At 62.3% G+C, this 19,565-nt stretch carries 15 protein-coding genes; 7 read left to right on the top strand and 8 right to left on the bottom strand.

Annotation, left to right across the window (positions count from 1 at the left end; genetic code table 11):
- Positions 1 to 76 precede the first annotated feature (76 nt).
- Complete coding sequence (locus tag GXP34_02915; GenBank protein NOY54915.1) at positions 77 to 316, bottom strand: DUF1876 domain-containing protein; 240 nt, start codon at positions 314 to 316, stop codon at positions 77 to 79.
- A gap of 663 nt (positions 317 to 979) precedes the next feature.
- Here GXP34_02915 and hflB point away from each other — a divergent pair.
- A complete protein-coding gene (gene hflB, locus GXP34_02920; GenBank protein NOY54916.1) occupies positions 980 to 2,863 on the top strand; it encodes an ATP-dependent zinc metalloprotease FtsH in 1,884 nt (627 codons plus the stop codon).
- Between the two features lie 34 nt (positions 2,864 to 2,897).
- Here hflB and GXP34_02925 read toward each other — a convergent pair whose 3' ends face one another.
- A complete protein-coding gene (locus GXP34_02925) occupies positions 2,898 to 3,860 on the bottom strand; it encodes a hypothetical protein (GenBank protein ID NOY54917.1) in 963 nt (320 codons plus the stop codon).
- A gap of 83 nt (positions 3,861 to 3,943) precedes the next feature.
- Between GXP34_02925 and GXP34_02930 the strand changes: the two genes are divergently transcribed.
- Positions 3,944 to 5,197, top strand: coding sequence for a class I SAM-dependent methyltransferase (locus tag GXP34_02930; GenBank protein NOY54918.1), 1,254 nt, complete (start codon positions 3,944 to 3,946; stop codon positions 5,195 to 5,197).
- A 58-nt stretch (positions 5,198 to 5,255) separates the two neighbouring features.
- Positions 5,256 to 5,972, top strand: coding sequence for an MBL fold metallo-hydrolase (locus GXP34_02935; GenBank protein ID NOY54919.1), 717 nt, complete (start codon positions 5,256 to 5,258; stop codon positions 5,970 to 5,972).
- Between the two features lie 3 nt (positions 5,973 to 5,975).
- On the opposite strand, the gene GXP34_02940 is transcribed toward GXP34_02935, so the two are convergent.
- Positions 5,976 to 7,166, bottom strand: a complete 1,191-nt coding sequence (locus tag GXP34_02940) for an amidohydrolase family protein (GenBank protein ID NOY54920.1) — start codon at positions 7,164 to 7,166, stop codon at positions 5,976 to 5,978.
- 228 nt (positions 7,167 to 7,394) lie between these two features.
- On the opposite strand from GXP34_02940, the gene GXP34_02945 reads away from it, so the two are divergent.
- From GXP34_02945 to GXP34_02955, 3 genes are all read left to right on the top strand, one after another.
- On the top strand, positions 7,395 to 8,324 hold the full coding sequence (locus tag GXP34_02945) for a DMT family transporter (protein ID NOY54921.1): 930 nt from the start codon (positions 7,395 to 7,397) through the stop codon (positions 8,322 to 8,324).
- Positions 8,321 to 9,100, top strand: a complete 780-nt coding sequence (locus GXP34_02950; protein NOY54922.1) for an alpha/beta hydrolase — start codon at positions 8,321 to 8,323, stop codon at positions 9,098 to 9,100. The genes GXP34_02945 and GXP34_02950 overlap by 4 nt, the downstream gene beginning before the upstream one ends.
- 196 nt (positions 9,101 to 9,296) lie before the next feature.
- A complete protein-coding gene (locus GXP34_02955; GenBank protein NOY54923.1) occupies positions 9,297 to 11,231 on the top strand; it encodes an ammonia-forming cytochrome c nitrite reductase subunit c552 in 1,935 nt (644 codons plus the stop codon).
- A gap of 63 nt (positions 11,232 to 11,294) precedes the next feature.
- Here the strand turns inward: GXP34_02955 and GXP34_02960 are convergent, their stop codons facing one another.
- The 5 genes from GXP34_02960 to GXP34_02980 form a co-directional block, all read right to left on the bottom strand.
- Positions 11,295 to 11,777, bottom strand: coding sequence for a Crp/Fnr family transcriptional regulator (locus GXP34_02960; protein NOY54924.1), 483 nt, complete (start codon positions 11,775 to 11,777; stop codon positions 11,295 to 11,297).
- A gap of 12 nt (positions 11,778 to 11,789) precedes the next feature.
- Positions 11,790 to 13,568, bottom strand: a complete 1,779-nt coding sequence (locus GXP34_02965; protein ID NOY54925.1) for a formate--tetrahydrofolate ligase — start codon at positions 13,566 to 13,568, stop codon at positions 11,790 to 11,792.
- Between the two features lie 201 nt (positions 13,569 to 13,769).
- Positions 13,770 to 15,407, bottom strand: coding sequence for a cytochrome C (locus GXP34_02970; GenBank protein ID NOY54926.1), 1,638 nt, complete (start codon positions 15,405 to 15,407; stop codon positions 13,770 to 13,772).
- A gap of 107 nt (positions 15,408 to 15,514) precedes the next feature.
- Positions 15,515 to 16,417 carry a hypothetical protein gene (locus tag GXP34_02975; GenBank protein NOY54927.1) on the bottom strand — a complete coding sequence of 301 codons (903 nt, stop codon included), beginning with the start codon at positions 16,415 to 16,417 and terminating at the stop codon, positions 15,515 to 15,517.
- Positions 16,410 to 17,546, bottom strand: a complete 1,137-nt coding sequence (locus GXP34_02980) for a hypothetical protein (protein ID NOY54928.1) — start codon at positions 17,544 to 17,546, stop codon at positions 16,410 to 16,412. The genes GXP34_02975 and GXP34_02980 overlap by 8 nt, the downstream gene beginning before the upstream one ends.
- An 855-nt stretch (positions 17,547 to 18,401) precedes the next feature.
- Between GXP34_02980 and GXP34_02985 the strand changes: the two genes are divergently transcribed.
- A complete protein-coding gene (locus GXP34_02985; protein NOY54929.1) occupies positions 18,402 to 19,553 on the top strand; it encodes a cytochrome c3 family protein in 1,152 nt (383 codons plus the stop codon).
- Positions 19,554 to 19,565 lie beyond the last annotated feature (12 nt).

Consider the following 19,565-nt stretch of genomic DNA (forward strand, 5'->3'; position numbering starts at 1 on the left):
GGGGTCGCCACGACCCCCCTGAGCCCTGGGTTCAAAGGAGGCGAGGCGTGAAGGCGCCGTGAGCGATCCGGGCGGGCTACGCGAGATACTCTGTGATGCGGTCCTGAGCCACTTCCATGACCTGAGCGGCGAGCGATCCGAGCGCTCGCGCGATGGCCAGTTCTTCGCCCACGAGAGGTATCAGGGGGTCGCCGGGGTTGCGTCGGGCCTTGCCGTAGGACTCGAAGCGATCTCCTTGGAGATCCAGGCGCGCGTGCACAGTGGTTTCGGTCCCATCTTCCTCGACGTGGAGGTTCACGTGAAAACTTCTTCTCATCAGGGGACCCCTTTCACGAGCATCGTGCCTCAACGCTCTCGTTGATGGAAGGGGGCGGAAGACCCTACGAGGTGGGCCGACCGGACTTTTGGAGAAGGGGGGAGCACTTCGCGTCCCAAGAGGGAGATGGGCGCCGGTTGGTCGGTCGAGGTGATCTGGATCGTGACCACGTCGGCGGCGAGATTCGTTGCGAGAGGCGGGGGGGCATCGACACTACCCTCCACGGAGGCGGCGACCATGTGGCGACCCGGGATCTCATCCCGGGGAAGCTCGTCGGAGGAGGGGATCGCCCGGACCATCTCGTCTCCCGGTTGAATCGCGGGGCTTCGCCCGAGAGGGGCGACAGTTCGATCCGTAGGGGCGGTCGGAGTGCCGTGGTCGACGTGATGGTGCGACTCGGTGCGATGGCTGAGGCGCATCCTGAGCTCATCGAAGTGGAGATCAACCTCCTCTCTGCGCGTGCCGGCGGTGCGGTCGCGCTCGGCTGACGCGTGTATGTTGGTGGCGGCGAGGCATGAGCGTGCGAGAATACGACCTTTGAGGAAGAGCGTGACCGACCGAAACCAACACAAGACCCGACGACCGTCCGGCTCGGACGACTCTCAGAACCTAGGGAAGCCTCCCGGTCCCGGCGGTTTGCCGGAGCGGCCGAAACTCTCTCCGTTGTGGTGGTTCATTCTCATTGGATTGCTCATTTGGAACGTGTTCTCGATTCTGGGTTCGGCCCCCAAGAAGGCGCCCCTCCCTTACACGGAGTTCCTTCGTCAGGTACGTGCCGACAACGTCGATCAGGTTCAGATCAAAGGCGATGCGATCATCGGCAAGCTGGTCCGTCCGATCAGTCTCGCCGCGGTGGAGGCGGCATCGGGTGTCACGACAACCACGGCCGCCAGTGGCAAGTCGACGACAACCACGACCAAAGTGGTCGAGTTCACCGAGTTCAAGACCACGTTTCCACAGAGCGTCGGCGACCCCAGACTGTTACCGCTCCTGGACGAGCATGGGGTCATCGTCAATGTTGAGCCGGCGACCACGACCTGGACGGCGCTCCTGATCAACGTTCTCCCGCTGGCCCTCTTGGTCGGCGTCCTGTGGTGGATGGGCAAGCAGACCATGCAGAGACAGTCCGGAATGCTTGGTTTCGGGAAGAGCAAGGCACGTGAATACACCACGGAACGACCGGACGTGTCTTTTGCCGATGTTGCCGGGGCAGAGGAAGCGAAAGCCGAGCTGGAGCAGGTGATCGGGTTCCTCAAGGATCCGGAGAAGTTCCATCGGATCGGAGCGCACCTCCCGCGCGGTTTCCTGCTCGTCGGACCCCCGGGAACAGGCAAGACACTGCTGGCAAAGGCCGTGGCCGGGGAAGCCTCGGTGCCATTCCTGAATATCAGCGCGTCCGAATTCGTCGAGATGTTCGTAGGCGTGGGTGCCAGTCGGGTGCGTGACCTCTTCCAAAAGGCAAAGGATATTGCACCGGCGATCATCTTCATCGACGAATTGGATGCCGTGGCACGCCGCCGAGGTGCGGGGTTGGGGACCGTGAACGATGAACGCGAACAGACCCTCAACCAACTTCTCACAGAGATGGACGGATTCGACGAACGGCAGAGCGTAATCGTGCTTGCTGCCACCAACCGGCCCGATGTGCTGGATCCCGCACTCTTGCGGCCGGGCAGGTTCGATCGGCAGATCGTCGTTCCCTTACCGAATCTGGAAGGCCGCCAAGGTATCTTGGAGATTCACACCAAGAAGCTTCAACTGTCTCCGGACGTAGATCTGGCCAAGCTGGCCCGGCGGACCATCGGCTTGAGCGGTGCGGACCTCGCCAATATCGCGAATGAGGCGGCATTGATTGCGGCCGAGGCCGGGGCGAAGACGGTGGGGGAGAAGGATTTCGATGCGGCGGTCGACAAGGTCACGCTCGGCGCGGAACGGCATATGCCGATGAGCGAGCACGACAGGAAACTGGTGGCCTATCACGAGTCCGGTCACACGCTCGTCGCCTGGTACTCGAAGCTGGCAGATCCGGTGGACAAAGTGACGATCGTTCCGCACGGATTGGCGCTCGGCGTGACGGAACAGCTTCCCGCCGAGGAGCGTGTCAACTACACCAAGGGGTACCTTTTGACGAAAGTGGCCGTCATGCTCGGAGGTCGCACGTCCGAAGAGCTGATATTCGAGGATTTCACGACCGGGGCCGAGTCCGACATCGTCGAGGCCACGAAGCTGGCACGCAGGATGGTGACGAAGTGGGGTATGGGAAGCTTCGGTCCACTCTCGCTCGATGGTGACGAGGATCAGCCGTTCCTCGGCTACGAGTTGGCCCAGGGCCGCAACGTGAGCGAGGAGACGCAGGCGCAGATCGACAGGGATATTCGGGGGATCATCGAAAAGCAGCACAAGGCCGCCCGTTCGGTGCTCGAACGGCATCGGGAGGTTCTCGATCGTCTCGTCGGTGCCCTCATCGACCATGAGACCGTTGAAGATGGGGAGCTTCGGGAGATCCTTGGGCCACCCGCGTCCGAGACCATGACGTCCCAAGGATGAGAGTCACACGGTACATCGATCGGCGGTAGGACGATCAGGGTGTCGAGGGTCGTTTCCGGACTTCGATCGGCTCGTCCTCCGGGGCCAGGTCGGCAGCCGCTTCGACGACCTCGTCCATTTGTGGAAGGGCGAGGCCTGGTCGCGATACCGAGAGAGCACTCGCAACGTTGGCGAACCGGGCGGCTTCTCGCCAGCCACCCCCTGTTGCACGGTACATCGCAAGCGCCGCGATGAATACGTCACCGGCGCCTGTCTCATCGGTGGGTTTCACCGAAAGCGTCGGGATGCGCATCAGTTCGTCCTTGTGGCCGAAGAGCACGCCGGCGTGGCCGAGTTTGAGGAATACGTTCTTCGCTCCAGCATCGAGGAGATCGCGCACGGCGAGCACCGGGCTGAGGAGCGACGTGGACGTGCGGCCGGCGAGTGACGTTCCTTCCTGGAGGTCTGGCGTAATGGCCTCCGCTGTGAGCAGGGCGGCCCTCGTGACATTCTCCGGTGGTGCAGGATCGAGGAACAGCTGGACGTTTTGCCCGGCAGCCCATGTCGTGAGACGAGCGAGCACGTCGGTCGGGACCTCTGCCTGCACCAGGATCACGTCGCACGATGCGAGCGCGGGGAGCGCAGCTTGCACATCGGACCATGTGAGGTACTCGTTGGCACCAGGTACGTAGATCAGTGATTGATGATGGCCGTCGGTGAGGCGGATCGCAACGAAGCCGGTGCGGGCACCCTTCGTGGTGAGAACGTGCTCGGCGTCGACACCGTCTGCGACGACGGACTCTCGGCAGTCGCTTCCGAATTCGTCATCTCCGACTCGACCGACGAGGAGCACCTCCGCGCCGAGCACCGCGGCGGCGCGAGCCTGGTTGGCACCCTTTCCACCTGGCTGGGCCAGGTAGCGGCCTGCCTGGACCGCGGCTTGGCTGCCGCTCTCTCGGACGTCGAATAGGTGGATGTCCATGTTGAGACCGCCGACGACACCGATCCGAACGCTCATGCCTCTCTCCTTTGCGATGTGCATCATGTTACGCGCACGGGCTTCGCGGTAGTATTTCCGGGTTGTCGCGAGAAGGAGTCGCGGTGGACTCGAAAGAGGCCACGAAGGCGATCATCGGCATCTTGTCGGACCGGTCGGAGCACCCGCCGGCGTTTCAGCTGTGGGATGGTGAGCGTATCGGGCCATCCGACGCTCCCGCCACGGTGGTACTCCGACATCCCGGGGCGCTTCGGGCACTGCTGATACCCCTGAGCGACCTGACCGCCGGAGAGGCGTACGTGTACGACGATGTCGATATCGAAGGCGACATCTTCGCGGTGTTGAACTTCGGCTTTGAGCTCGTGGAGGGCACCGGCGACAAAGGGATGGCGCTGTCGATCCTTCGTCTTGCACGCAAATTGCCAAGACAGAACCGGCGTACGAAGGTCTATCGGCCGAGGAAACAAGGTCGTCTGCATTCGATCCGGCGAGATCGCGAGGACATCCGATACCACTACGACGTCGGCAACGACTTCTACCAGCAGTTTCTCGATCCCCTGATGGTCTACTCGAGCGCTGCGTTTCTCGACGCTTCCGAACCGCTCGAGGTGGCACAGCGACGGAAGCTGGACGTCATCTGTCGCAAACTCCAGCTTCAGCCAGGTCAGCGTCTCCTCGATGTCGGCTGCGGGTGGGGAGCACTCGTGACACACGCAGTCCGCAACTACGGCGTTGAAGCGGTCGGGATCACCCTTTCGTCCCGGCAGGCGGCATGGGCTCGCGACATCGCCGATCGTCAGGGCCTGAGCGAGCGAATCACGATCCTCGAGCGCGACTACCGGGAGATCGAAGGAGCGTATGACGCCATCGCCTCCGTCGGCATGTTCGAACACGTCGGCCGCGTCAAGATGCGGGCCTATTTCGAGCGGTTGCGAAGCCTGCTCACCCCGGGTGGCGTTCTCCTCAACCACGGCATCGGAACCCGTGACCGTGACCGCGGCCGGATGAAACCGACGTTTGTCTCCACGTACGTCTTCCCAGATGGGGAGCTGCTACCGATCGAAGAGGTCATTGGTGTTGCCGAACGAGTCGGCTTTGAGTTGCGAGACCTCGAGTCGTTGCGCACCAGCTACGCACTCACGCTGCGTCAATGGGTGACGAATCTGGAGCGAAACCGGGTCCATGCCGTCGCCGCCGCCGAGGAGCGCGTCTACCGGATCTGGAGGGCATTCATGGCAGGATCCGCCCTTTCGTTCGAGAAGGCGAGGATCAGCGTCTACCAGCTTCTGCTGGCGGACCCGGGCCGACCGTGGACCTACGGGAGAGCGTGGATGACGGCCGCGGACGATGAGGGTTGAGGAAGCCGCTCTCTGAGCGCAGATAGGGCTCAGGTTCGTCGCGGAATCGGAGGATGGCATGGAAGTTGCGCCGGGAGTTCACCGTCTCGGGACCAGTTTCGTCAACTTCTACGTCATCGAGGATGGGGGGAGGCTCACGGTGGTCGATGCCGGGTTGCCCGGGTACCGGCGTTTCCTCATGGAGTTCCTCGACTCGTCGGGAAAGAAGCCGGGCGACATCGAGGCCGTGGTCCTGACACACGCTCATGTGGATCACATCGGATTCTCGGAACATCTGCGCTCCAATCAACACACTCGGGTGCTTGTACATGAGGATGATGTCGCCCTTGCCACGGGTCGGGAAAAGGCTCGTATCCCCTTGGGTCCGATCTGGCGGCCGATGCTTTTGCGTTACCTTGCACATGGGCTCGCGTACAAGGGATTCTCCTTTCCGACGGTGCTGGAAGTGGCTGCGTTCGATGATGGCGAGGTCCTCGATCTTCCCGGCAGGCTTCAGGTGATCCATGCACCGGGGCACACGAAGGGGAGTTGTGTGTTGCGGTTCGGAAACGTGCTGCTTGCCGGCGATGTCCTGGCGACCGTCGACATCACGACCGGAGAGGTCGGCCCGAGAATCGGCCCGAGCTTCGTGAATGTCGACAGCGAACAGGCACTGCGATCCCTGGATCGTCTCGTGGGGCTGGATTTCGACACGGTGCTTGTAGGACACGGCGATCCGTGGACGGATGGGATCGACGAAGCAGTCCGGCAGGCCCGTCAAGTGGGCATTTGGTGACCCTCAGGTGCTCTTGACGAGTGATCCGCCCTTCCACACCTTGATGATGTTCGTCGGGTCCGCAAGGACGGCGATGTCGTCGAGCGGATTGGAGGAAACAGCGATGATGTCGGCGTCGAAGCCTGCCGTGAGCAGACCCGAGTTCGGTGCCTGTGGTCCGAGCGTCGCGGGACCGTTGGCGGTGGCGACCTCGATGATTTCAGCGGGTGAGAGGCCTGCTCGCTCGAGGTGAATGACTTCCTCGCCGTTTGCGCCCCAGGGCACGGCAGAGTCCATGCCGCTCGTCACGATGTCGGTACCGAGCGCGATTCTGACTCCTGTCTCGTGCGCCAGCGAGATGGCCTGCATATGGCGGTCTGCGATCTCGACGAGTTTTCGATAAGCGTATTCGGGCATGCCGGAGTTGCTGCCTCCGGCGAGGAGACGCTCCACGATGAAGCGGGTTGGTACCAGGATCGCACCCTGCTCCTTCATCTGTGCAGCGGTCTCCTCGTCGAGATAGGTGCCGTGTTCGATCGTCGAGACGCCGGCATCGAGGGCGGCCTTGATCCCAGGTGTTCCGTGGCAGTGAGCCATAACGACCCGTTCGGCTCGTGCCGCCTCCTCGACGATGGCGCGCAGCTCTTGTGCGCTGAACTGCTGGTGGATGGGATGGTCGATCTCACTCATGACGCCACCGGACGCGCAGACCTTGATCACCCGCGCGTTGCGGCGAAGTTGCTTGCGGGTCGCCTTCAGGCACTCTGCGACGCCATCGCAGATGCTGAGCCAGCCGCCGGAGGCTTCATAGTCGAGCATCCAGTCCAGCGGGTAGGAGTGCAGGTCGCCGTGGCCTCCCGTGGTGCTGAGAATCGATCCGGCAGCGTAGATGTTCGGCCCGACAAAGGTACCTTCGGCGATCGCTCGGGCCAGGTACACCCCGAGGCCACCCGCCTCGCGCAGGGACGTGAATCCCGCGTTGAGAGCAGCCTCGGCGTCTCTGGCGGAGCGCACACCGGCGAGGGCGTGGGGGATTCGTAGAGCCTCGTCGATGTTGGGCGTGGTGAGACCCGTGAAGTGTGTGTGACAGTCCCACATGCCGGGCATCACTACGGGCACCTTCGTGACCGTGGCCGACGATGGTGTCGGTGCCGCTTCGACGGGCCCTGCATAGGTGATCGTGCCGCCTCCGATGATCACACAACCGTCGTCGATGGGCGTTCCCCGCCCGGGAATCAGGACATCGGCCTCGATACGCTGCATTGGTCACCTCTTTCTTTGACCGCAAGTTACCTACCTGTCGCGACGGCTGCCGGCCGCCGGCAGGAGTTACGACCCTCGCCCCTCGGTCTCGAGGCCGGGTAGGCGCGGTACGAGATATACGAAACACGAGCTACCGGGTACCGGGCACGGTGAGCGAGGCGAGCCTCCTAAGCTCACCCGATGCAGACAGGGACCTCCACGACTCGCATCGGCGCCACGATCGGTGTCGTCTGCATCTCGTTTTCGGCAATTCTCGTGCGAGCGGCACAGGTCTCGCCTTCCACGGCTGCATTTTTCCGGGCCGTCTACGCCATTCCGTTCCTTACCGCAGTGTGGTGGTGGGGACGCGGTCGTGACCACCGAGACCGGAAGTCTCGATGGATCGCTGCAATGGCCGGTCTTCTCCTTGCCCTCGATCTGACCATCTGGCACCACTCGATCGAGTTGATCGGCGCGGGTCTTGCGACGGTACTGGCGAATGCGCAGGTCGTCTTTGTCGCTCTGGCAGCCTGGTTGGTGTGGCGGGAGCGTCCTTCGATGGCCACGTTATGGATCGGTCCTGGCGTCATCGCGGGGCTGATCCTCGTGTCGGGACTCGGCCGTGATGACGCCTTCGGATCGAATCCGACGCTCGGCGTGATCCTTGGCGCTGCCACGGGGATCACGTATGCGGGGTTCCTGATCGTCTTTCGCTTGGCGACACGTCGCCACGATGCCCCGCCGGCAGGTGCGCTTCTCGACGCGACGATCGGGGCGGCCCTTGGCTCGTTGGCGTTGGGAGTGGTATTCGGAACCATCTCATTTGTGCCGACGTGGCCTGCACACGGATGGCTGGTGCTTCTGGCAGTCGTCTCCCAGGTCGTTGGCTGGCTCTTGATCGCCGTGGCACTCCCAAGACTGCCGGCGTTGGAGACTTCGATCCTGCTGCTCATCCAGCCGGTGGCGGCGTTGCTGTGGGCCCGACTGTTCTTTGCAGAGACCATGTCGTGGATCCAGGCCACCGGGGTGGTGATGGTGATCGCAGGGGTGCTGGCGATCTCGACACGTGGTGCAACCGTTCAACGAGGCGTCGGGGACGCTGGTAGCCTGCGGCCGAGGAGGATGACATGAGACTCGAGGTCATCACGCATCAACCCAAGACAGACCGTAAGCCGATACCGCTGCTGTTCGTTCACGGAGCATGGCATGGCGCATGGTGCTGGAACGAGCACTTTCTTCCCTATTTCGCAGAACACGGGTACGAAGTCCACGCGCCGAGCCTTCGGGGTCATGGGAAGAGTGAAATCGACGGGAGTCTGCGCTTTGCTCGGGTGCGTGACTACGTGGCCGATGTCGCGTCCGTGGTCGACGGCTTGAGCGCTCCTCCGGTGCTCATCGGTCACTCGATGGGTGGCCTCGTCGTGCAGATGTATCTCGAGGACCATTCGGCTGCCGGGGGAGTGCTCCTGGCTTCCGACCCGGTCCGCGGTGTCTTCGGCACGACGCTGCGTATCGCCAAACGCCATCCGGTAGCGTTCATGAAGGCGAACCTCACCTGGAATCTCTATCCGATCGTTGCCACCCCCGAACTTGCCCGGGATGCCTTCTTCACCGAGAGCATGTCCGATGAACAGGTGGCCACATATCATCGACAGCTTCAGGCCGAGTCCTATCTGGGCTATCTGGACATGATGTTCCGGCTGCCCAAACCCGAGAAGGTGAAGACACCGATGCTCATCATGGGAGCCGAAAAGGACGCAATCTTCACTCCGGCGGAGATCGCGGCGACCGCTGCCGCCTATGGAACGGATCCGGTCATGGTGCCTGGCATGGGGCACGACATGATGCTCGAATCCGGCTGGCAGGACGTCGCCGATACGATTCTCCAGTGGCTGGAGGACAAATGAGTCATAGTGGCAACTTATGGTCACTGATCTGGGGGACAGGCGAAATAGGGTCCTTTGTCCGTCATTTGGCCTCTAGAAACGGATTGCCGTTGAGCGTACGGTGAAATGTGATGGGCAAGCATGTCCATTTTGATAATCAGGAGAGAAGAGAAGAGGGGTTCTGAGAGACCGCTCTGTTGTCAAGGAGTCTGCGCCCATGAAACGCGAAATCATTTTCGCGGCAGTGCTCATGACGGCTCTGACACTGGCGGCGTGTACAACCGGGTCGACCTCCACGACTGTGGAGGCTCCGGTGACCACATCGACAGCGGCACCGACGCCATCCACTACCACCAGTACCACCACCACCGCTGCGCCTGCAGGGGTCACCCTACGGACCGACTGCGAGACCTGTCATACGGACGTCCACAAGACGTGGACCACGGGGTCGCATGCGGATACTCAGGGAGACGTCGCGACCGAACTTGGTGAGGAGCGTGCAGGTCAGACCCCCGACGATGTCATCCACGGTGACGATCCGGAGAACTGCATCGCATGCCACGCCCCGACCGCCGGGGCGACCATGAGTGGCGTTACAGCCCTTGACATGTTCTTCACGACGACCGATGGTGTGTTCACTGCCGACACGACCATCAAGGATGCATCGGACTGGCCCGCCGTCGCATGCACGGCCTGCCACGAAGTGGCTGACGATCACCCCGCAGGGTCCATGCCCACGATCGCCGCATTCGACGCGACGACCGCCTCGTACACGGCCGTTGCCGGGATGAGCGAGCTATGCGGACAGTGTCATGGAACGCTCAGGTTTCCCGAAACCGACCACGTGACGTACGACGACTGGAAGGCCGGCGTGCATGCGGATACGCAGAGCGACGTCGCCGGTGAGTTGAGTGAGGAACGTGCAGGGGAGACTCCGGCGGATGTGATCGCCGGTGATGATCCGGAGAACTGCATCGCCTGTCACGGACCGTCGGCGGTTCTGACCAACGGTGGCATGACCGAACAGGATGCGTTGGCCTATTTCTTCACGACGGACAACGGCAAGTTCGGCGCAGCCACGACGAGCGCGCATTCCGAAGAGTGGCCTAGCGTCGGATGCGTATCCTGTCACAACCCGCACAACCCGCAGCAACCGGCGCTGTTGGATTCATCGACGGGGAAGTACGTCGCGATGTCGAGCAGCTCGCGGCTCTGTGGTCAGTGTCACGGGAGTCTCCGCTTCGACACAGATCATCTGACGTTCGACGCCTGGTCCTCGAGTTCGCACGCGGCGACACAAGCAGACGTGGCCGGCGAGCTGGCCGAGGAGCGTGCAGGGGAGACTCCGGCGGATGTGATCGCCGGTGATGATCCGGAGAACTGCATCGCCTGTCACGGACCTACGGCGATACTCGCCAACGGCGGGATGAGCGAGGCTGACGCACTCGCGTACTTCTTCACAACGGATGGTGGGAAGTTTGACGATGCGACAGCACCCGACCACGCGTCCGAATGGCCGAATGTCAGCTGTTCGACCTGTCATGATCCCCATAACCCGACTCAGCGTTCGCTGTTCGACTCGTCGACCGGCGAGTACCTGGTCATGAAGGACGACTCGCAACTGTGTGGGCAATGCCACGGGAACCTGCGGTTCCCCGACACGGACCATCTCAGCTACAACGTCTTGACCGGTACCGGCGGCATCGGCGTGCCGGACGGCCGCACGATGCCGGGAACGACCTGCACCAGCTGCCACATGTACGCGAGTGATGTGGATGGGAGCAACTCGTCGATGCAGCATGGGCACACATGGGCCATCGTCACTCCCGAGGCAAATGGTGAGATCACAGCCTCGTGTAACCAGTGTCATGCAGACTTCTCGAGCAGTGACATCGAGGCAAAGATCGCTGCGTGGCAGAAGTCCTTCAAGTCGCTCGACACGGTCGTGGCGGCGAAAGTGGCTGCCGCGAGTGACGCCATGGCCGATGTGGACAATGCCGACCTTCAGGCCAAGCTGGACGAATCAGAGAAGAACCTGGCACTCGCGGAAGGCGACGAGAGTGGCGGCTTCCACAACCACAAGTATCTGATGGCTTTGCTGAAGGATGCGGAAACAAAGGCGGAAGAGGTGCTGTCGACCCTCGGGAAGTAGCTGTTGCAGGCATGATCGAGGGGCCCGATCGGGCCCCTCGAGGCGGCGTCGATTCGAGGGCGGTCAACCCTGGGAGATCAGGCCCGGGCGGATACGGCTGCGAATCTGTTCGCGTGCGTCGGCGAGGCGTTCGGCGAGCATGTGGGTGAATCGCGCCAGGAGGTGGAGCCCAACGGCCGGGTTCTCTTCGAAGGCCTCCCAGAGTTCCGCGACGGGCATGACGACGAATTCAGAGTCCTCCATACAGACCGCACTGAACGGATGCACGGCGTCGTCCGCGGTTGCCAACGCCGAAGCGCCGATCACCTGGCCCGGCCGGCTGACAACATTCATGAGGATGTCCTCGCCCCCGTGGATGGGGTGCTGTCGATTCGCAACCATGCCGGTGACGAGCACGAGCAGGGTGTCGGAAGGTGCGCCTTCCTCGAATACCCGCTCACCGGTCTTGGCCGTGAGCAGGTTGGTGTGCGGTGCAAGCACGGCTATCGCTTCGTCGTCGAGCGAGCGGAAGAAGGGGAGGGTCTTGAGTTCGGCAGGATCGATCATGGTTTCTCCTCCTCAGAAAAGGCCTTGCACTTTGCCGGTCTCGGTGTCGATGTCGACGTTCTCGAACGCCGGTCTGGTGGGCAGCCCCGGCATGGTCCGCATCGTGCCGCACAATGGATACAAGAAGCCGGCCCCCACGCTGGCTCTGATATCGCGCACGGGAAGCCGGAAGTGCTTTGGTACGCCTTTGGCGTTGGGGTCGTGGCTCAGACTCAGATGCGTCTTGGCCATGCAGATCGGCAGGTTGTCGTAGCCGAGCTTGGTGTAGAGCTTGACCTTCTTCTCTGCCGCGTCCATGAAGTCGACACCATCGGCGCCATACACGCGTGTGGCGATCAACTCGATCTTGTCACGGATCGGCATGTCGAGCGGGTAGAGGAATCTGAAGTCCTTGGGCTGCTTGGCTGCCTCGACTACCGCCGCGGCAAGATCTTCGGCGCCTGCACCGCCGCGAGCCCAGTGGTCGGTCATGACTGCATTCTCTGCGCCTGCCTCCACGGCGATCTTTCTCAGGATCTCGACCTCCCGCTCGGTGTCGGTGTCGAAGTGATTGATGGCCACGACCACCGGCACGCCGAAGCCGCGGGCGATCTTGATATGCGCGACCAGGTTGGCGGCGCCGGCTTCCAGTGCCGGAAGGTTCTCGGTGGTCAGTTCGGGGGGTAGAGGTCTCCCGGCAACGACCCTGCCCAGTCCGCCGTGCATCTTCAGTGCTCGGATCGTTGCCACGACCACGACCACATCGGGGGTCAGTCCACTGGCGCGCGACTTGATGTCCATGAACTTCTCCATCCCGATGTCGGAGCCGAATCCGGATTCGGTCACGACGTAGTCGGCGAGCCGCAACGCCATCTGATCGGCCACGATGCTGGAGTTGCCGTGCGCGATGTTGGCGAACGGACCGGTGTGCACCAAGACCGGTGTGTGCTCGAGGGTCTGCATCAGCGTTGGCATCAGGGCGTCTTTCAGCAGTACCGCCATCGCTCCTGCAACCTTGAGGTCTTCTGCGGTGACCGGATGTCCACCGGATGTGGTGCCGATCACAATGCGACCGAGTCGCTCGCGCAAGTCGGCAAGGCCGGTCGAGAGTGCAAGGATCGCCATGACCTCCGAAGCAACCGCGATATCGAACGTCGACTCGCGGGGCGAGCCGTTGGCCTTGCCCCCGAGACCGATGACGACCTTGCGCAGCGCCCGGTCGTTGAGGTCCACGACACGGCCCCAAGAGACGGAGAAGGGGTTGAGGTCGAGCTGGTTTCCATGCGTGAGGTGGTTGTCGATCGCTGCAGCAAGCAGGTTATGGGCGATCGAGACGGCATGGATGTCTCCGGTCAGATGCAGGTTGAAGTCCTCCATGGGGATCACCTGGCTGTAGCCGCCACCGGCGGCGCCGCCCTTGATGCCAAACGTCGGGCCCATGCTCGGCTGGCGCAGCGTCGTGAACACCGAATGGCCGAGGCGGCCCAGGCCTTGGCTGAGCCCGACGGCGGTGGTGGTCTTCCCCTCACCGAGCGGGGTAGGGGTGATGGCCGTGACGTCGATGTACTTGCCCAGCGGCAGGTCGGAGAACTTGCCCCGAACGTCGAGATGCACTTTCGCCTTGTATGTGCCGTACAGGTCGAGATCGTCCGGGCCGAGTCCTACACCGGCGGCGATATCGAGGATCGGATCGAGAGGGGCTTCTTGAGCGATGTCGAGGTCAGACGGGACGGGGGTGCGAGGCTGGAGATAGGAACTCAACGGATACTCCTCTGGAGGTCTGGTGATGAGTCTATCGAAACAGTGCTGCATCGAATCCATCGGTCGATTCGGCCCACCCTGGGACTGGAGGTGGGCCTGGCGACGGATATCTGGGTGACGCTTGCCGATTCGCGCGAGGCTGCTACGTTCGAGCCGCTGCTCCCGCCCCGCGGTCTTGCACGGTGCCGTGTCGCGATACGAAGGACAAAGTACAAGACACGTGCCTACGCACCGGCATCACTCAACAGCGTCCTAATACCCCTCTTGCGGAGTGTGGCAGTCGGTGCAACGGATCTCTTTCCACTGGTTGCCGATATTCACCGGATGGCGAAACTCGAGACCGAGAAGGTTGTTCTCCAACTTCGACAGGTCGGTGGACGGGCCCTGGGCCACGATCGTGTGACATGTGTCACACGCGCCGTTGATCTTCTCGCCGGTATCGGAGACCTTGTTGGAGCCGTGGCATCGGAAGCAGCCCTCGTTGACGAAGTGGCTGAGGTTGTTCAGATGCGACCGGTAGTCGGTCTTCATCACGGGAAAGAAGTTGTTGTCATAGACACGAATCAGTGCCTCCGAGGCCGTTTCGATCTTCTCCCGGAGTTGATCGACACGCTCGGGATATGCTTGCTCGTAGTAGGAGAGCAACGTCGAACGGATCTTCTCGGCAGCCTCTTGCTGTGTGCTGTACGGACTGTTGAGAAGGTCCAGGCCGACCCGCCGGACGTAGGGCAGATCAGGAGAGATGGCCCCACGGGCGATCTCCTGGTTGATCGCCACCGCCGGCGGCAGGAAGAGGTGGCTGGGTCGGTTGTGGCAATCCATGCAATCGAACACCCTGAGTTTGGTCTTGGGGTCGTTGGGGTCGGGGTAGTCCGACACGGTGGGGTCTTTGTAGACGGTCACGGTGCCGTCGTCCCGGGTCACACGTATCCACGGGATCACCTGCCGTTTCTCGTCGGTGGCCAGATACTCGATCTTCTTGCCGATGAGCATGTGCCAGTGGATCCCTTCCTGGGAGCCGGTGCGTGTGTCGCTGCCACCGATATTCACCAGCAGACTGATCGTCCACGGCGAATTCTGCTCGTCGGTCTGGTAGTAGCGGCGTGTGACCAGTTTCCGGCCGTAGAACTGATTGGGCCAGTGGCATGTCTCGCAGGTTTGCTGGGCAGGGCGCAGGTTCTTGACCGGCGTCGGGATCGGCCGGGGGTAGGAATTCGTCAGGGTGGCAACGACCTGGCGAATGCCATCCACCTTCGACCGCACCCAGAATGATGTTCCCGAACCGATGTGGCATTCGACACAGGGGACTCGAGCGTGCGGCGAGTGTTCATAGGTGACGGCCTCGGGTTTCATCACCTTGTGACATGTCTGTCCGCAGAACTCGACCGAGTCTGTCGCCTCGTAGCCTTTGAAGCCGCTCCAGCCGACCACCAGCAGCACAAGGGCCCCGACACCGAGGAAGACCCAGAGGCTGCGCATATACCGCGGGTTCGAAGGCTCGACACGGAGCGTGAACTGCACCTTTTCGCCGCGACGCCTCGCGTTCATCACCTGGCGCCGCACCGCAAGCAGGAAGATGATGGCGCCGAGGAGAACTACGGACGGCATCGCGACATAGGTCACGAGAGAGCGGTACGAATTCTGGCTGGCTGACGTCATGTCGATGGCTACGAGCACCAGGAACATCAAGCCGCCTGCGACCATGATGGCGCCACCCACTCCCGCCAGTGGATGCCGGTACAGGCTTCGTGTCTCGATGGTCGGCTCGGTCTCGCTCGGAGGGTTGGCAGAGACAGGGCTCGAGCCGGCAGGTGGTTGCCCAGGTGGAGTGACGGAGGACTCGTCGGGTGTGCTGGCGTTGGGCTTGTCTGGGGGGTTCACTTCAGACACCGAGTTCCTCCCTGAAGTTGCATTGAGTGCCGGAGTGCCGGGATGGATGTGGTCGTCGATCCTGAATCATGGAGCCCTTCGGTCCGAAAAGCAACCCGGCACGAACGTCAGGGCACCGTGCTACTCGGGGCGGTTTGTCCGGACTCCGCAGGTGGAGTGTACGGCACATAGATCTGGACAGGGCTGGCGGGAGGCGGAATCGTCTTGATCGCCACCTGTTCGTAGGTGAGGAACACAACGACAACGATGGCAAACGCAACGGTGAATGCGCCATAGGCGGTGAAGAACGCCTTTCGTCTCTTTCGCAGAACCTCAGGAGGCACGGGCGGTACCGGAGGAGCACCGGCCTTGATCTCGGCCAGCTGGGCCGGATGCTCCTCGAGCATCTCTTCTTCGGTCAGATATCCGTCGAACATGCTTCGGTTCAGGTGCCGTAGGTGGACGTGATAGGTGTGCCACACGAGGATTGCCAGAACCGCGAGGATGGCTTCACCCCCGTGCACCGCTTTTGCGGCCGGAATGAACTCGCCGGGGAGGAGTCTGGTCGTGGAGATGGGGTTCCACATCATCAGGCCGGTGACCACCATGAGGATCGTTCCCCAGATGATTGACCAGTACTCCATCTTTTCGTCGAATGTGAACTTGCCTTGGCGGGGAGGATCGGAGCGAAGACCGAGGCGGAAGGCCACGGTCTGCACTGCTGCACGAGCATCGTCGAGCCCTGGAAGCATCTCCCGCCCCATCCGAAGCACGAAGAATCGATACCCGGCCGTGCCGATGTGATACACGGTGGCGACGAGGACCATCGCGGCGAGCGAATGATGGATCAGTCGCGTGGTGTTGATCCCCCCGAGCGCACCAATGATCGCCTTCGAAAGCCATCCTTCCGCCCACTTTTGCACAAGGCCGGTGATGGCGAGACCGGTGAAGACGAAGACCTGCACCCAGTGTTCGACACGGTCGGAGACCGAGAATCGAAGATAGCGGGGTTGGGATGTGACCTCAGGCATCTCGCACCTCACGTCGGGTTCTTCGCTTCTCCCTGTAACGGCCGAGCGCATCGATGATTACGTACAGCAGCATCCCTCCGATCACGGTCGGGATCAGAATCCGGTAGAAGAGTCTCGCGTAGTAGACGATCGGCCACTCGTGGGGAGTCGCCGTATAGTGGCTCATCCACGCCGTCGGGAAGTTGGTGTCGGCATCGGGATGGCAACGCCGACAGGTGGTGAGCAGGTTCGCCTTGAACACGGTGCTCTCGGGGTCGCTTGGCGGCATGATGTCATGCACACCGTGGCAGGAGACACAAACCGGCTTGTTGGTCTCCTGGCCCGGCGCCAGGTCCTCGAAGAGGGTCACCGTCTTGCCGTGGAAGTCTGCGACATAGGTGCTGAACACGTCCGTGCGGATCCCGTACTTGTCCATCATCTCCTTGTTCGCGTGGCACTTCTTGCAGATGAGTGGGGAGAACAGCCGGAACGGAGAGTTGATGGGTCCTTCGATTTCGTGGATACCGTGGCAATCGGTGCACGTGGGGACATCGGGATTGCCATCGGTCAGTGCACTCCCGTGGACACTTTCTTCATAACGGTCATAGATTTCCGCATGGCACTTCCGGCACGTCTTGGGGATGTCCACTCGGGCTATGGGCGGGTTGGTCACGTAGTGAGGGTCGTGGCAGTCGGAGCAGACTGCGGCCTGTTCGATCCCTTCCTCTCGCGCCTTGGCGTGGACGCTGTCCGTGGTCTTGGTTGCCTGCTCGAGGTGGCAGACGGTGCATGATTCAGATTCCCGGATCGCATACTGACGAAGGTCTTGGGCGGTTGGAGGATCGTGGGGAATGGATGTGATGCTCGTGTGGCACAGAATGCATTTCATGTTCCAATACGCATGGATCGAAGCCTGCCAGCGAGTCTTGTCGATGGTGGCGTCGAGATGTTCTCCAGAGGGCAGTTCGGTGGAGAGCCCAGAGTTGCCGTGGCAGCCGAGGCACGTGGCGTTGTCCCATTGCGAGGTGTCATTGGTGAGGCCGACTTCGGGCGGGTTCTGTTCGGCACTCACGGACGTCGGACGGCCGACAGCGAACACGAACAGGATGGCGACGAAGCATGTCAGCCAGAGAATCCTTCGATATCCCATCGTCCCTCCGTGCCGGTTCAACTCGCCCATCCGCGTCGATCCACTCGTCCACCCCTCCGCACCAACCCGTATCATGGTCCCATTCGAGTCGCGCATTCAAGGGCCGAAGGGCCCTGAACGTCGGGACGTTCGGCCGGTCCAAGGACACATGTGAGGGCGAGGAGCCCTCTGCACCTCGTCCCGGTGGCCGTTGATCGGAAGGGCTGATGGCAGGCTACTCCGTATTGTGCGCGCGGCGCAGCACCCTGGGTATCGCGATCGGGTGAGCCGGCGACACGGGGCCGGACCGTTTCCTATGAGGAGTTCGGTTGCGCCGACGCCATTCTGCATCTGGAGGGCGAGACCGTTCTTCCTTCGCAGTCTCCCACGATGGTCTTGTCACGATCGGCGCCGAAGCCTGCGTTCGGGCTTGCTTCACCCGGACACCGCACGCAACCCATCTGGGGATGGTGAAGTCGTGCACGGGCGCGACGACACATCCTTGTGATTACACCGGGGACAGGACACCAGGTTGGCCCTGTCGCATGGGATGAACCGCCTGGCCGCCGGGAGGTTCGGTGCGGTCGAGTCGGTCAGGACCATCAGGGTTTGTCGGATCCGCGGTTGTGCCGAAGACCACCTTTCCATCGGTTCGTGCAGGGTCTCCGGTGGGTGTCCTGCGGCGAGACGAAGGCATGCGCGTGCACCGGGTCTACAATCGCCGACGTGTACGCCTGGCATCGGGTTTCCTGGGGGGATCTCTCCTCGCTGCGACCGGGACTAGTCCCGGGTGTCGCGAGCAAAGGGCTTTTGGCCCTGGCGGACGCGGCCGCAGTCCGGATAGGCTTTGTCCCGTGAAGGGAATGGAGCCGAAACGTGGCCGCTGATCGCTTCGACGCTCGCCATTGGAAGCAGCGACTGCCGGTGCCTTCGGTCCGCGCAATCGTGTCGACGGGTGGGTTCGTGTTACTCGCCCTGGTGCTTTTCGCTACGACGGCGTGGGCGCTCGATGGCCCGACGCCACCACAGCCGAGTGATCCTGTCGGTACACACGTGGCACCACACGGTGGCTACTCGGCAAGCAGCAACATGTGTCTCCAATGTCACGACGTGCACGATGCGAGCGGGGATTATGCGTTGCTGTGGAAGAACAGCGTTACCTTCATGTGCGCGACGTGTCACGGTCTGCATGGGCTCCGCGGAACGCTCGGGCTCCCGAGCGACTGCACCGAGTGCCATGACATGCACAGCGGGGGAAGCTTCTTTCCAACGCCTCGAGACCCGATCGGACCGGGAACCCTCGGCACGGTTTCGAGTCGGAGCGCCTACAACACATCCACACCGGCATCGACACACGGCATCGGGGCCTTGGCACCTCCCGGTGAGACCGGCATCGTGATGACCCGGTCCGACTGGCAGTACTCGTGGGGTGCGAGTGGCCCGCCGCCGGCGGACGCGACGAACCCGTCGGGCTCCGGGACGGCATCCGACATCGGTGGCGGGCTCTACTGTGGAAGCTGTCACACTCCGCACGGGGACTTCGGACAGGTCGTGAACAAGTGGACGGCAGCCGACGAGGGAAGGTCGATATGGTGGACCAACCCGACGACAGGCGACCAGGAACAGAAACTCTTGCACTATGACACCGGAACCGGCGCGTGGCAGGTGTGCGATACCGGCGTCACGAATTGTCAGTTCGCCCAAGTGCGAGATGCCGAGGACCAATTGGTGTACCTGTACGCGTACAAGCTGCTGTCGGCATATCCCAATCATGCGTACTCGACGCTTCAGAGCTACGGTACCGAACAGAATGACGACGACGGGGCTCGGTGGTGCGGCACCTGTCACAGCTCCCGAGTCGACGGCGCCGGCTACCACAATCATCCGACAGGGTGCAGTGCGTGTCACGGCAATCCGACAGGTGGAGCATCAACGGACTTCCCGCACACATCGTCCACGGAGTCGCTCCTCATCGCCTACCCGGACGCGCTCTGTGTCACCTGTCACACGTCGGGCAGCCTGCCATAGAGGTGTGTGGTG

This window comes from Actinomycetota bacterium, assembly GCA_013152275.1.
Taxonomy (GTDB): Bacteria; Actinomycetota; Acidimicrobiia; order Spongiisociales; family UBA4744; genus BMS3Bbin01.